At 35.3% G+C, this 15,314-nt stretch carries 12 protein-coding genes; 1 reads left to right on the forward strand and 11 read right to left on the reverse strand.

Going from position 1 to position 15,314, the window contains the following annotated elements; genetic code table 11:
* Positions 1-45 precede the first annotated feature (45 nt).
* Positions 46-1,341 carry a M20/M25/M40 family metallo-hydrolase gene (locus ISU00_RS12020; protein ID WP_228850907.1) on the forward strand — a complete coding sequence of 432 codons (1,296 nt, stop codon included), beginning with the start codon at positions 46-48 and terminating at the stop codon, positions 1,339-1,341.
* Here ISU00_RS12020 and ISU00_RS12025 read toward each other — a convergent pair.
* The 11 genes from ISU00_RS12025 to ISU00_RS12075 all read right to left on the reverse strand — a co-directional run bounded on the left by ISU00_RS12025 (position 1,335) and on the right by ISU00_RS12075 (position 15,311).
* The gene (locus tag ISU00_RS12025) at positions 1,335-2,369 is read right to left on the reverse strand and encodes a hypothetical protein (protein ID WP_228850908.1); all 1,035 of its coding nucleotides are present in this window, start codon (positions 2,367-2,369) and stop codon (positions 1,335-1,337) included. The genes ISU00_RS12020 and ISU00_RS12025 overlap by 7 nt on opposite strands.
* A gap of 29 nt (positions 2,370-2,398) precedes the next feature.
* Positions 2,399-3,115: a DUF6090 family protein gene (locus ISU00_RS12030; RefSeq protein ID WP_228850909.1), complete on the reverse strand. Its 717-nt coding sequence runs from the start codon at positions 3,113-3,115 to the stop codon at positions 2,399-2,401.
* Positions 3,116-3,144: 29 nt separating this feature from the next.
* The gene (locus ISU00_RS12035) at positions 3,145-3,669 is read right to left on the reverse strand and encodes a YceI family protein (RefSeq protein ID WP_228850910.1); all 525 of its coding nucleotides are present in this window, start codon (positions 3,667-3,669) and stop codon (positions 3,145-3,147) included.
* Entirely contained in the window at positions 3,666-5,189 is a 1,524-nt protein-coding gene (locus ISU00_RS12040) for a hypothetical protein (protein WP_228850911.1), read from the reverse strand. The genes ISU00_RS12035 and ISU00_RS12040 overlap by 4 nt, the downstream gene beginning before the upstream one ends.
* 249 nt (positions 5,190-5,438) lie before the next feature.
* Positions 5,439-6,152 (reverse strand): DUF6090 family protein, encoded by a 714-nt coding sequence (locus tag ISU00_RS12045; protein WP_228850912.1) that lies wholly within the window; start codon positions 6,150-6,152, stop codon positions 5,439-5,441.
* The gene (locus tag ISU00_RS12050; protein ID WP_228850913.1) at positions 6,152-6,859 is read right to left on the reverse strand and encodes a DUF6090 family protein; all 708 of its coding nucleotides are present in this window, start codon (positions 6,857-6,859) and stop codon (positions 6,152-6,154) included. Before ISU00_RS12050 ends, ISU00_RS12045 begins: the two co-directional genes overlap by 1 nt.
* A gap of 3 nt (positions 6,860-6,862) precedes the next feature.
* Positions 6,863-7,567: a DUF6090 family protein gene (locus ISU00_RS12055; protein ID WP_228850914.1), complete on the reverse strand. Its 705-nt coding sequence runs from the start codon at positions 7,565-7,567 to the stop codon at positions 6,863-6,865.
* 122 nt (positions 7,568-7,689) lie between these two features.
* The gene (locus ISU00_RS12060; RefSeq protein ID WP_228850915.1) at positions 7,690-9,825 is read right to left on the reverse strand and encodes a S9 family peptidase; all 2,136 of its coding nucleotides are present in this window, start codon (positions 9,823-9,825) and stop codon (positions 7,690-7,692) included.
* A 146-nt stretch (positions 9,826-9,971) separates the two neighbouring features.
* Positions 9,972-11,012 carry a response regulator gene (locus tag ISU00_RS12065; protein WP_228850916.1) on the reverse strand — a complete coding sequence of 347 codons (1,041 nt, stop codon included), beginning with the start codon at positions 11,010-11,012 and terminating at the stop codon, positions 9,972-9,974.
* 100 nt (positions 11,013-11,112) lie between these two features.
* The gene (locus ISU00_RS12070; protein WP_228850917.1) at positions 11,113-14,901 is read right to left on the reverse strand and encodes an ATP-binding protein; all 3,789 of its coding nucleotides are present in this window, start codon (positions 14,899-14,901) and stop codon (positions 11,113-11,115) included.
* Positions 14,902-14,939: 38 nt separating this feature from the next.
* Positions 14,940-15,311, reverse strand: a complete 372-nt coding sequence (locus ISU00_RS12075) for a response regulator (RefSeq protein ID WP_228850918.1) — start codon at positions 15,309-15,311, stop codon at positions 14,940-14,942.
* Positions 15,312-15,314: the final 3 nt, after the last annotated feature.

Genomic DNA, 15,314 nt, shown 5'->3' on the forward strand with positions numbered 1-15,314 from the left:
ATTTTAGAGCCGGCTTTAAAGTAGAATAAAATTAACTCCTTTCTCATGAAAAATTTCTTATTGCTATTGCTTCTGGTTTCATTTGGTAACCTTACAGCTTCCTATGGCCAAAAACTTAATCGTACCGAAAAGAAAATTTTAAAATCTGTCGAAGCTAACAATATAGAGGCTATAGAATTTCTTAAAGAGGTTGTGAATATTAACAGCGGCACCATGAATCATGAGGGTGTTAAAGAGGTTGGTAAGGTGTTTGGAGATGCCTTTGAACAAATTGGTTTTAACACTTCCTGGATAGATATGTCGGAAGTTAATCGTGCAGGGCATTTGTTTGCAGAGATAAAAGGAAATAGGGGTAAACGCGTATTGCTTATTGGGCATTTAGACACGGTTTTTGAGGCCGATAGTCCATTTCAAGAATTTACAATGGTCAACGATAGTATTGCCCATGCCCCAGGAGGAAATGATATGAAGGGTGGTAACGTTATAATTTTATACGCCTTAAAGGCTTTGGCAGACAATGGGTTGCTCAAGGATGCCCAAATAATTGCGGCGTTTACGGGAGATGAAGAAGCTACTGGTAAGCCGCTTTCTATTAGTAGAAAACCCTTGATAGATGCTGGTAAGCGAAGTGACATTGCATTAGGTTTTGAAAATTCAACTGGATATAATGAAGCCACCATTACAAGAAGAGGTTCATCTGATTGGAAGGTTGAAACCAGTGGTGTTAGGGCCCATTCCTCTGAAATTTTTAGTGATCGGGTAGGTGCGGGAGCAATTTTTGAAATGTCTAGAATTATTAATGAATTTTATAATAAGGTAAAAGGAGAAGAGTTTTTAACATTTAATCCAGGTATTTTGTTAGGCGGCACACAAATGAATTATCAACAAGAATTAAGCAAGGGTGATGTATTTGGAAAAAGTAACGTGGTTGCCCAAACTGCTGTGGTTTATGGTGGTCTACGCTTTATTTCTGAAGAACAAAAGGAAAATGCAAGAGCGAAGATGCGAGAAATTGCAGCTAACAATTTACCCAATACTTCCGCCAAAATTTCCTTCATAGATAGTTATCCTGCCATGGCCCCAACAGAAGGTAATATGGCAGTTTTAGATGAATTAAGCCAGGTTAGCCAAGCATTGGGACAAGGTAAGGTTGAGCCTTATGATCCCTTAAAGCGGGGTGCTGCGGATGTCTCTTTTGTAGCTGCGTATACTGATTGCTTAGATGGATTAGGGGCAATGGGAGATTTTGGCCATACGCCTCAAGAAACTGTGAATCTGAATACTTTTGAAAATTTAACCAAAAGGGCAGCATTATTGATTTACAGATTAATTAATCAATAGACTAATACATTTCTGCCAGTGCATTCATAAGTCGTAGGACATTCATTTGGAATTTCCACTTCAATTCTATCCCCTTTATTTAAAAATATATGTCTTACCACATTTTTTCGAATTGATATCTCTGGGGCATTTCTATTGGGAACCTTAATTTTTATACGGTCGTATTTTGAATTATAAATTAAAATAAAATATCGTTGATTTGAATCAGCTTTGAATTGTCCATTATCGCACCCAATATTTAACATAGGTGAAAATCCGAAACCTTCAGCAAATTCTATAGTCTCATTTCCTTTAATATTGTTTTGAAGCACCTTAATTTTAATATTTAATTCCACGATATTGCCCATTGTATTATTTGCAGAAAACATCATATCCTCATTCAGCAAGTGTAATTGTCTCATCCTTGTAATGAAACTAGGATCTTCTAATAAGTTCAAAATAGTTTGCTTCAAATAGCCTTTGTCTATCCGTTCGGGTTTTCCAAGAAACGCATCTAGATTTTTTTGAGCGATTTCATTAATTTCTTCCGAGAATTTTTCGAACTCATTACTTGATTGTACTAATGTTTCCAAACTATAAATCAAATCCCAATATGGGCCAGACAAATCCTGCTTTCTGTCTAGAAGATTGGTAACCGAGGTTCCTCTAAAAAAATTACCATCTATTGTTCCATAGGGGTATGAGGTTAGTTCTTGAAACATTAACCTCTCTAATGATTGAATGTCTGTCGTATCATTTGAATTAATAGTACCATCAATCACTTTTTTTGAAATGGAATCAAAACTTTCAAGGGTTGAATATAATTTGTTGGAATTGCTAAACATTGAGGAAGTGTATTCTTCAATGTCTCCCACCAACTTGTCTATTTCTTTGGCAATTTTTCGTTCTTCATTCCAGTTATTTACCCGTAGGGCGATAAGTATTCCTATTACTACCAATAGTATTTCTCCTAACGCATAAAGTATGTATTTGGAAGTGCTATTGACCCGCAGTTGATTCAACCGGATATTTCTAAATATTTTGACCATTCACAACCAATTTTTTTGCTTATAAAATATCACTCATTTCTATCCGCAAGCTTATCGATAGAATTAATTAAGCCTTGGGACATTTTTTTATACATAATCCATTCTTCAATCTGCATTCCATCAGATTTGGCATAGATTAAAGCCTGAAAGTATGATTGGTTTTTTGCCAATTCATTTAGGTCTATCGGAGGTAGGTCAAACGACTTTTGGAACATAACTTGGATTCCCTGCTGAGTTGCAAATATTTCTTTCGTAATGATGGGTAAAATCAACTGATTCGTGACGTAAAAATTTGAATTATCATTATTTCTGTTATTCGAATTCAAAGCATAATATTGAAACAGCTTTTTTCTAATACTATCAACTGCAATCAGATTGATTTTTCCAGATGCGACTGCTTCATCAAAAGTTGATCTAGAAGTACTGAAATAATTATCATAAATCAAGCCTATTTGGTAACGCATAAATTGTGGAAGTTTGCTATCGTCTGGAGATGCCAATATGCTAATGATGCTATCTATCCGAACATTTCGTTCTTGGGTTTGGACAATATTGAAGTCTAACTGTTCAATATCATCCTGTAGATCCCTTTTTAAATTTACATACAGTTTTTGAGCCTCTTTTTTTGAAACCCTATTATCGTTCCATTTGTTGATCTGCAAAGCAATCAATATCCCCAAAACCACCAAAAATAATTCTCCTATGGCATAAATAAGGTATTTGGTGATTTTGTTGTTGCTAATCATCGAATGTCTAAGTTTTCTGAAAAAGGGAATCATTTAGGGAAGGTTGCTTCAAATAGTATGAGTACATCATCGGCCAAGACAAAGCTATCACCGCCAACCCCAAATTCTTGGCGATTTATTGAAAATTGTCCCTTAACTAAAATTGATTTTCCATTTTGGGTATATGTTATCGGTATTTCTACTAACTGGGTTGTTTCCCTTATCCTTAAATTAAATTTCCCGGTCAATTTACCTTTCTTAGTCTCTTTTAGGGATATAGAATTTAAAGTAATCAGGGGATAAGCCTGTGTATCAAAATAATCATCGTTGATTAAGTGTTTATCTCTTAAGGCAATCCCTGTTTTTATGGTTTTTGCATACACTTTTCCTGAAAGTGATGCAGATTCCCATTGGTTTTTTTTTAGATATAGTTGTGCTTGTATGCTATCAAAATGGCCATCTACCATTATCCCAGCATTCTTTATTTGGAAATCAACCTTTATACTGCTAGCATCGGTTTGGGCAACTATTTGAACGTATGAAATTAGACCTATAAGAACTACGAGCTTTTTCATAAGGACTTAAGATATGAAATGAGTGCCTTTTTGTCATTTTCGGCCAAATCTAATCCGAATGGATGCCCCAAAACAGGACCAACCTTTTTCCAAGCAGGAAAAAATCCCTTTGGTTGGTAATCATCTTTTAATCTGGCCGCATTTAAAAGTTCCTCCAATGACCTTATACTTCCGTTATGTAGAAGAGCTTGCCGATTCCACACCCCAATTAAACTTGGTATTTTGTAGTAACCAGTTCCCCGTCTACTTTCCAAGGCTAGGGTTGGGTCGGTACCGACCGAAATATCAAAAACATTATATTTTGCTTTATGCTCTTTTGGTACTTCAAATCCGTCCACTGGAGTAAGCGCGTTATTCGTATATAGCGGAGGGGTATGGCAACTTACGCAACCTTGTTCTGCAAATAGTCGTTCGCCTTGTTTAAGCTCATCTTCAGAAAATTTTTCTGGAGATTTAGGAGCTTCCAAACTAGTAAGAAATTGTGCCAAGGCATATAATTGTGCATCTGAAAATCTACTAAATCTTTGATAGATACTTTTATCTTCACTCGGCCATCGCCTAATTACAGTAGTGCCGTTATATTTATCCATACGGTCAGCTTCTTCATTGAGAGTGGCATATAACATAATGTCGACAAGGCCTTTATTCTGCACTAAACCCGTATGGTCTAAATATTTTCTCTCTTTCAAATTATATAAATCTGGGATGCTGGTAGGACTGCCTAAAACTGTGCCGTGTCTGTGCATTACTCCGCCATAAGTATTTTCTAATGTGGCAATAAAATCATCATTAGAAATGATCCGCATCCTCTGTTGGGCTGGAGATTCCATCCAATAAGCACCAAACAAATTTCCTGAGAATCTTTGGCCAATATGAGTTTTCATGGTATCAGGAACACTGGGGTTAATAAGGGCACTTCGTATTGAGTTCCCAAAACTCTGATCAAATGGATAATTTCCTTGGCCTCCTTTTAAAATGCCTCCATCTGGCATTACTTTGGTATGACATGTATTACAAGACCTACCTGTAATCTCTAGCTTACCTTTTTCGCGAATCACCACTTTAAAAAATGGCACAATACCATCTTTGGTTACCGGCATATTAAATTTTTCAAAATCGTGCTGATAATCTTGCAACTGTAAAGAATCAAAAGGATCCACGTCAAGGCCCCATTCATAAACTAGTTCTCCAGCTTTTATCCAATCTTGCTCTGTTTTTAATTGATTTTGGTCAAAAGCTATTTCTGGATTTAACCCTTTTAATTGTTCATAATACCCCTCTGGCTCTCGCCCGGGTAAATACAATGGATATGTTTTGTAAATCTTGGTTTCCTTTAATTTGTAGTATTGAGAATCGGGAACATGGGAAATTTTTACTGAAGCATCCGCAAGTGGCAACATATGGCTTTCCAAATTTGCCTCCGTGAAAACTTTTGGTACGGTTGATTTATACCTTATAATAAATCCAGTAAATAAAAATGCTATTAATAGGAGGGAGGTAATTAGTTGCATTTTTTTCATGGCAGAGGTATGTTTTTAGTTCATTTCAAACGGTTTTACTTGGCACTTAAATTGAATCGCTACTGGTGTTATTCTTCATTTCTTTGCGATATTTAAAAATTACCTTAATAATAACCCTCAATACGAGGGCTGCGGCAACTACATAAATTATGGTTTCGGTATCCATTTGCTATAAACTTATTTAAATGAAAGTTTCATCAATATATTGAAAATTAAATAAATGAGAACTACCCTAGATTGTAATTAATCCTAGCTGTCCAATTCTTTTTTAATTGCCTGCTGCAATGTGTGGTTAACCCCGTAAAACGATTTTATCTTTTCTAGACTTAAATAATGATTTGCTCTATATTTTACTATGGTTCTCTTAACCAGTTCTAGATAAGCAGGGTCGTCTAAGTTTAAAAAATAAATTCGATTACCGTAATCTATATTATCAAAGTTTGCATCTACCAAAATTTGAAGGTCATTGACAAACGCATTCTCTATATCCCTAATGCTACTATTACTCCGATTTATTTCAAACTCGTAATATTGTGCAATTTCACTTCTTAATCTCCTGTTCGATATCTGTAAGCCCTTAGCTTTAGACACTTCGTAAGCCGTTTTTATGGGGTAAAATCGTTCGAGTGTAATAACTCTTCCCATATCCACCTCAAAGCTATCTCTATTGATATGGTGCGGTACATCTTTTAAAATCCGATCGATTGATTTCTGAGCCTTAATTCGTCTTTCTAGAATCCCTTTTATTTGAATCTCATCTTGTCGTAAATTGTCCAAAATTTCGTTTAGGATATAGTTTTCATCTTCTTTTAGTTTTTTATTTTCCTGCCAGTTGTTGATTTGTAAGGCTAATAAAATGCCTATTACTACTAAAATGATTTCACCTATCGCATATAATGCATAGGATTTAGCTTTATTATTACCTAAAAATTTAATTCGCATTTTTCGAAAAATTGTTGGCATCAGTTCTTTAATTCATTTGAAATTAAGGATATCAAATTGATGGAGCGGCTTAAAACATCTTTGTAATCGTCTGTCAATGCGCTAATAGATATTTTTCTGAATTCTAGCGCATTGATAAAGAAAGGATCTGATCGATAGGAATCCGGAATTTTTTTCATGCTAAAGATTCCTCCTGGTTGTTTTAAAAGGTATGGTCCTATTGTTTCTCTGGTGTAAGTTTCTAGGGATTCGTTCCGTTGTAGGGTGAAGTTTTTTAAATCGTTATAATAGGTGAAAATGGAATCTACTAACGATTGATTCCTAATTAATTCCAATTTACCAGTAGACAAAAGGTTATCAAAAGTTGAAGTTTGTGGTGAAAACTTGTAGACACCAACCATCGCTAATCCAGTTGAAGGGTTGCTGAAACTATCCAAATCTCTATTAAATATTTCAGCTTTAACTGTATCTAAGACTTTGTCAGTAAATTGGAGGGTATTCAACCTATTTCTTAGATACAAAGTATCTTGCGCCAGATTGTGTTGCAGTTTGGTGAGGTAGAATTGTTCTTCCTTTTGATTTTTTACCTCCACCGCCCAGTTATTAAATTGTAATGCCAATAATATACCAATTACTACCAGAATAATTTCGCCTATGGCATAGACCATATAGCGACGGGCATTTTCATTGTTTAACATAGATTTCCTGAGGTTACGTAAAGTTCTCATAAATTAATTTGCCAAGAATTTTGATTGGGCAATTATCAATGAATCTATAGCAACAATGGCTTTTTTTAGATTGTTTGAATAATGATCCAGCCCATACATATGGTAAAATATGTCGTCTAAAAATTCTTCCCTTTGAAATTCATTCATTTCACCGATATGACCGGTTCTTCGAATTCTACTGTATTTTTTAACCACTGAAAACCAGCGATTGTCAGTATCTTCCGCATTGTCCATCAAACGGGCATAGGTAGAATTATACAATTTGGTAACCGCCTGTCGTAATTCCTTATTTTGAAACCGATTAATTTCATTGCTGGAAACTGCTGCTTCAAATGAACCTGAGATAGGATAAAAGGTCCTTTGGGAAGAAAAATAAATAGTAAGAAGTGAATCTAACTCTGCTCGATTTTCGTTGTACCAGTTATTTAAGTTATTACTGATAATGTTGTACACTGTATCTTTCTTTTGGGCTAAGGCTAATACGGTTTTAATGTAGGCCTTATCTTGGGTAAGATCATTTTTAACTCCATCATAAAATTCTTTTTCTGCAACCTTTAATTTACGCGCTTCATTCCAATTATTAATTTGCAGAGCAATAAGGATTCCTATAACTACCAAGATAATTTCGCCAATCGCATAGACCATGTATTTTCCGAATTTACCATTAGCCAGAAAAGGGCGTCTGAAACGACGAAAGGTATTGTTCATTGGTTAGCTATCCACATATAGGGTGGATAGCTTTAAAGTTAATATAAAATTTAAAATGAAGTCTAATCAAAAAACAAAAGGCTTTGGGAAACCAAAGCCTTTTAGGTATAATAAATCACTATTTAGTTTTTGACAACGAAATCTTTTGGTGTTTCTGCATTTAAGAGGTGTTTAACGAAATAATTCCACCTACGCCCTTGCATATAGCTATTGTCTTTTCCATACCCATGGCGAGCATGTGGATAAATTATTAAATCGAAATCTTTATTTGCTTTCACTAAGGCATCAACAACTAATAACGTATGATAAGGTGGAACGTTGTCATCCATGGCACCATGTGCCAATAATAAATGACCTTTTAAATTTGAAGCAAATTCTGCGTTAGCCTCCACACCATAATTAGAGGTGCCATCATCATTTGTTTCCATTAGGCCTATATAGCGCTCACCCCAATCGTCCTCATAATTTCTGTTGTCATGGTTGCCAGATTGCGCCACTCCGACCTTGTAAAAATCAGGATGTTTAAATAGTGCAGCAACAGTTGCTGAACCACCACCTGAATGCCCCCAAATACCAACTCTATCTAAGTCCATATACGAACGTGTTTGAGCCAGTTGTTTAATACCGCTAATTTGATCGGGTAGTGTGTTTTCGGCCAAACTACCATAACAAGAATCATGGAACGATTTTGAGCGTCCGGGATTACAGCTACCTTCTAATACAACGACTATAAAACCTAATTCTGCCAAGGCTTGATGATCCCTTCTTACGGCAGAAAAAGACCAGGAACCCATACTTCCACCCTGTGGACCAGGATAAACGTAATTTACTATAGGATATTTCTTATTCGGATCTAGTGTAGAAGGTGTAAACATTAACCCATAAAGGTCCCAGTTGCCAATTGCAGATTTTACAGTTATCATTTCAGGGGCTTTCCAATTTCCCTCTTTTAATTTTGAAATGTCGGCTTGTTCAAGTGGTTGAATAATCTTACCCTTGGCATTTTTTAATACGGCCTTATTGGGAGTAACTGGCGTGGAATAATTATCAACAAAAAAATCATGGTTAGCAGACCAAGAGATGGAGTGATTTCCTACCTCAGGTGTTAAGTCTTTTAAGTTTTTTCCATTGAAATCAACACTTATTAAATGGGAATAATAGGGATTTTCATTTGGATTAAATCCATTTACCAAAGCATAAATTTTATTGTTGGTTTCATCTATAAATGAAATCTCCATCAAAGCAAAAGATCCTTTGGTGATTTGATGCTTCAGGTTCCCATTTTTGGCATCGTACATATACAAATGCCCCCAATCGTCTCTTTCAGAAAACCAGATAATTTCATCGCTTTTATCTAGGTAAGTCCAGTTGATAGAACCTTGGCCAGATTCGTATTGGGTAGGTACAGTTTCGTTAAAAATATCCCGAACAGCACCGTTAGATGCATCCGCTACCCTCATTGTGGCAGATTTGTGATCTCTTGAAGATGATACGAAATATAATTTAGTTGCATCTTCACTCCATTCGTTATCATCAAAGGCACCAGAACAGCTTATATCATCGCAAAGAGTTCCACGACGTGGATCCGCAGGCATATCTAAACGGATCACCTTTGGTTGATCAACTTCGATGATGACTCTTTCTATTTGTATTACTTTTTCGTCCTGCGGTAAAGGATATTTCCATTGTTGTAGAGTAGGTGCGCCAGGATTGGTAGTAACTAAATACATGTCGCTTACATGTCGTTGTTCTTGTTGATAGGTTGCAATTTTTTTGGAATCTGGAGACCAAAGTAAAATGGGTTTATCACTCTTTCTCCAACCTGCATTATCGGTAGCGTAACCATAGTTTTCGATACCATCATTTGTTAATTGCACTTCTTTTCCACTATCTAAATAACGCACCCACAAATTCCAATCTTTTATAAAGGCCGATTTGTTTCCATCGGGTGAAACAACCTCAGTTCTGGAAGCTTGACGAAATACAGAGGCCTTGTAACCAGGTATATCTTCAAGTTTATCATAAGTGGATTTTTTCCCTGATTTATTATTAACTAAGATGAACTTTTCACCACCGCTAGTATCAGCTTTATACCAGAAGTTTCCATTTTCTAACCAGCTTGGGTTGACTCTACCATTTAATATCAAAGAATTTAGTTCGCGGCTAGAGTATGCTGCGGCTTTTTGATAATCTTCTTTCGTAAATTCTTTTTTCTGGGAATAAATCGGTAATGACAGTAAAAGGGATAAAACTGTCACATAACAAAGGTTTCGAAACATAACTGCTATTAATTATTAAGTGTGGATGTAAATGTTAAAAATATTGGGATAAAATACTAGAACAATACTGGAATTAACATGAAATTAAAACTTCCAAAAAAATCAAGACTCACAATTGGGTTTTATTACTCTAAAACCTCATAGACTGTGAGGGGTTTGGCCTTATTTTTTAATGTAATTTCTCCAATTTTACTACAGTTGAAGGCCTCTTTTACATTTTGGAAACAACCTTCAGAAATTAATATTTGGTCCGGTCCAGCCGCATCTTGCAAACGAGCAGCTGTATTAACGGTATCCCCAACTACGGTAAAATCTAGTCGTTTTATGGTTGATGATCCAATATTTCCGGAAATCATTTCCCCACTTTTTATACCTATGGAAACTTTAGGTTGAAAATCATTTTCACCTTCGATTTTTGGAAGCTTTCTAACCTCACGTCGAACGGCAATAGCGGCTTCAATGGCATGATCGATATGAAAATCACCTTTAAAGACGGCCATAACGGCATCCCCAATAAATTTGTCGATGATTCCTCCATGGTCAATGATGGCTTTTGCCATAACATCGAAATAGGTATTTAACATACCTACAACCACATCTGCTGGAGCATTCTCACTAATTTTTGTGAAACCACATAAATCTGCAAACATGACGCTGGCTTCAATCGTTTCATTTGCTGTTATAGCCGATTCGTATTCCCTACTGTCCATAAAGTTTAGGACGTTTTCATCGACATACATTTTTAGAATATTATTTTCCTTTATAGCCTGTAATGTCTCTTTAATGTGGCGGACATGCTTAAGCGTTTTTTCAACTGTTAGCGTGAGATCTTCAAAATTTATCGGTTTGGTTATAAAATCAAACGCCCCTCTGTTCATAGCGGTGCGGATATTCTCCATATCCCCATAAGCAGAAACAATAACAGATTTTAATAATGGTTTAAACTCGCTTATTTTAGTAAGTAAGGTAAGACCATCCATCTCTGGCATGTTAATATCGCTTAGAACAATATCAATATCTTGAAGCTCATTTAGCTTCTTCAGTGCTTCATTTCCATTTTCGGCAAAATAAAATTCGTATTCCTTTTGGCGAATTTGCTTCCTGAATTTCTGCTTAATGAGGACCTCCAAATCCGGTTCGTCGTCTACAACCAGTATTTTAGACATATATTGGGTTTATTTAAGTTCAAAATTTAATATAAAAATAGCTGAGTTCACGTTATTTTTTCGTTTTTGTGCATATCCAGAGCTATTTACTTTTATCCGTTTATTCATTTATAGGTAATGATATTGTAAAAATGGTGCCATTTCCTAATTCATCTTTCGCAATAGCACCAAGATCAATTGGGCTTCCATCTGAAGATCTTACCGTCAGTGTACCTCCGTGGGCCTTTATAATGTCATAGGAAAGCGACAATCCTAAACCAGTTCCTTGTCCACTTGGTTTGGTGGTAAAGAAGGGTTGGAAAATCTTATCGATTACCTCTTGTGGAATACCATTTCCATTATCAATGACATCAATTTCGATATGGTCATTTACCATTCTTGTGGCAACAGTAACGGAAGGGTTATAACCATCAGGTGCTACCTTCTTCTTGGCGTTGACGGCATAATAGGCATTATTTATTAGATTCAACAATACGCGACCTATATCTTGGGGTGCTACATAAATTTCTGGTATAGATTCATCAAAATCCATATGCATACCCGCTACAAACGATTTATCTCTAGCACGCAATCCATGATACGACAAGCGCATATATTCATCAGCAAGCTTATTTATATCAGTGAGCTCTTTATCGGAACTACTATTGCGACTATGTTGTAGCATTCCCTTAACGATGGCATCGGCACGTTTACCATGATGTTTAATTTTTTCCTCATTTGAAGCGATATCTCTTAACAGTTCATCCTCCAATTGAAGATCTCTTTCGGAGTCTGGTTTTTTGCGCTCTTCTTTTAATTCTTCAATAAGCTCTGTATTCACTTCGGCAAAATTGTTGACGAAGTTGAGTGGATTTTGTATTTCATGTGCAATCCCTGCGGTTAACTCACCGAGACTCGCCATTTTTTCAGATTGTATCAATTGGGATTGGGTGGCTTTTAGATCCTCAATGCTTTTTTCCAATTGTTGGGTTCTTAGATTTACACGTTCCTCTAATACTTTATTTTCTCTTTTCAGCATCTGGGAACGATAAATGTTTCTTATAACATAAAAGACTAATAATAGAATTATTAAGTAAGACAAATAAGCCCACCAAGTTTTCCACCATGCAGGTGTAATTGTGAAACTAAATTCTTTTGGTTCGCTCCAAACATTGTTAAAACCTTTTGAAGCTACCTTAAAAGTATAATCACCTGGAGGTAAATCTATATAATTTGAGGTACTTCTTTCTTTGGTAATTGGACTCCAATCTTCGTCATAGCCTTCCAATATGTAACGGGAAACAACAGAATTCGGGTTAGAATAATCAAGTGCATTAAAACTAAAGCTAATATAATTTTGATTGAATGGTAGTTTTAAATCGGTTGGTAGGTTGTATGGTCCTGAAATATTTGAGTATTCTAATTCATTTACAACCTGATATTTAGAGGTATTTGAGGAAACCAATTTCGAGGAAATAGTATCAGATTTTGTTAAATTTCGGACTTGACTTTTTCTGTTGGAAATGAGGAAATCACCTGAATTGAAATCAATTTTTTCATCAAAAATATTTAATCCTGTAATTTCAGTTTTTATTGGATTTAGGTCATTTTTAATTTGATCAATATTTGTTAGAATTTCACCTTCTATTCCAGCCCAATAACGTCCATTTTGGTCAAATGAGGTGCTTCCTAGAGCCACATCTAGATATTTTAAACCTTGCTCTTTTCCAATGGAATATGCTGAAAAAAAAGTATCTTTTTGTCCTTCTCTAATTATGGGTTCTAAAACTGTTATGCCTTGAGCAGTACCTATATATACTTTATTTTTCCAAATGTTTATATCATAGGTTTCGTTATTAACTAATCCCTGTTCCTTTTGAAAACTTGTAATGTTACTATTGATAGGATCCAATAATTGTACGCCATTATTGGATCCAATCCAAATTTTATTATCACGGGTTGATTGGATATAATAGACTACATTGGATAATAATCCATGGTCGGTTTTAAAAATTTGAATCGTTTGTTTTTTAGGGTATATCTTAAATATACCTTGTCTGGTAGAAGTACCCCAAATGTAACCATCAAGGTCTACTTTCAATTTATTTATGGCTGAGAAGCTATCATTTTGTGTAATCTGAAATTCCCTAATTATGTTATTTGCCATATCATAATGCAATACGTTTCCATCGAAACCACCTATCCACATATCCCCATTCAAATCTTCGACCTTTGGTCTATATCTTTTGGTTAGGCCTTGCTCTTTTGTTATATGTTGAATGGTATTTTTGACAGGGTCTATAATGGATATGCCATCACCATTATTGCCCCCCGATGCCCAAATTCTACCTTTAGAGTCAGGATCTAAGTATGGAGTGTTAGGATTTTTAAGGTTTTGGTTTTCACCAAAGGTTTTTATTGAATTTGTTAATGGATCATAAATATTTATTCCCTCTACGGTACCTATCCAAACTTTACCACCCTCTCTCTGGATTGTGCTATATACCCTTTTGTTAATCAATCCATCATCATCATTAAAATTTCCAGGTCTTCCATCTTTTAAATTAATACGATATAATCCTCCATTATTAAATTTTACAGTAGCCCATATATTTCCTTGATAATCCTCCTCTATAGGTCGAAGAGCTTGATTTTGCGCATCGATTAATTTAATTTTTTCAACTGTCCCGTATTCAGGTGCGTATCTTCTCAGAAAACCAGCTGCACTTGAAAGCCATATATTTTTACTATCATCCTCAAAAATGTACGGCACAGTTAAAGCCGATTCCGATCCTTGCTCGTTCGGAAAATCTCCAATTAATTTTTTTTCTTTATCAAGGTAGTAGGCACCACCAAATCCCCCAATCCAAATTTTGCCACTAGAATCTTCTTTTATAGTTAAAACCGTATTCTTTAAAGAGTCTTTTGGTTTTTCAAATTTTAATGTCCTTTTTGTTTTTAAATTCGGATCAATGATATCTATCCCATTAAAAGAGGATAACCAAATTAATCCTTTACTATCCTGGAACGGACTTATATATTGTGAAAGGACACCAGATATTAAACCTTCCTTTTCAGTTATTGTTTTAACCTGGCCAGTCTCCAAGTTAAAAATGAAAAATCCTTCAGTGATATTAGAACACCATATATTACCGTTGCTGTCTTCGATTATGCCAAATATTTCTTCAATAGGAAAATCGATGGAAATTTTACCAACTAACTTATTTTTTAAATCAAGTATCCATATGCTTCCTCTTCCAGTCACCCAAAGTCTATTTTTGGAATCTTGAAAAAGATTAAACCCATTGTTTAAACCTAATCCTTGATCCTTACCATAGATTTCAAAATGATTTGAATCAAAACGTGCAATATTTTGTGTCGAAACCATCCATAAGAATCCATCATTATCGGTGATTATTGCCTTGGGATTTCCATCTAAAGCAAAAGCAATATCAGCCATCTGTACTCCTCTTGATGCATTTTGGGGTATTGTTAATGGTCTAACTTCTTTAATGTCAGGATCTCCTAAAGGTTGAAAATCTATTTTAATCTTAGAAGAAGGAAGGCTATCTAAATTAAATGGAATGGAAGGTAAAGAGTCTAAATCAAAAGGTTCTTCTGTAATTTGTCCTTCAATATTGGTGATACCATCAATTATAAATGGTTTGGATGGTAACTTGTCCAAATCAAAGGCTTGAGTGGGTAATTCCCCCAATTTTATAGTTTTGGTCGAATCCCAAACTATCGGTTCTGGTTCAGGAAAAGTTATTTTTTTGGTTATTGGTTGTTGGTATTCCATTTCCCAAGCAGGAAAGGGCGGAGCTTCAGAGGTTCGGTTGCAAGAAACAAACCATAAAGACAGCATAATAAAAACGAAGAAACCAATAGTTACTCTTCCTATTTTAACCATAATACTATATTTCTAGATTTAGAGGGAGTTTAATAAAACTACAAAAGTTGCTTTATTTCACCTCTCAAAGACTCAAAATCAATAGGCTTTGTGAAAAATTCTTTGGCCCCTGATTGTATCGCCTTGTTATAGTTTTCGCTGTCCCCATAAGCGGAAATCATACTTACTGTTATTCCAGGAAATTTTGCTTTTATTTTATCCAACAATTCCAGACCGGTCATTCCTGGCATGTTGATATCCGAAAACACATAGACCACCTTAGGCGGATCCTCTTTTTGTAAAATATCTAATGCTTCTTGGCCAGAAAATGCGAATGTTAGTTCCAAATTGTGGTTTCTAACTTCCTTTCTAAATTTTTGACGGAACAATGTTTCTACATCTCTTTCGTCATCTACGATCAGTACTTTCATTCG

The organism is Aegicerativicinus sediminis (assembly GCF_015476115.1).
Classification (GTDB): Bacteria; Bacteroidota; Bacteroidia; order Flavobacteriales; family Flavobacteriaceae; genus Aegicerativicinus; species Aegicerativicinus sediminis.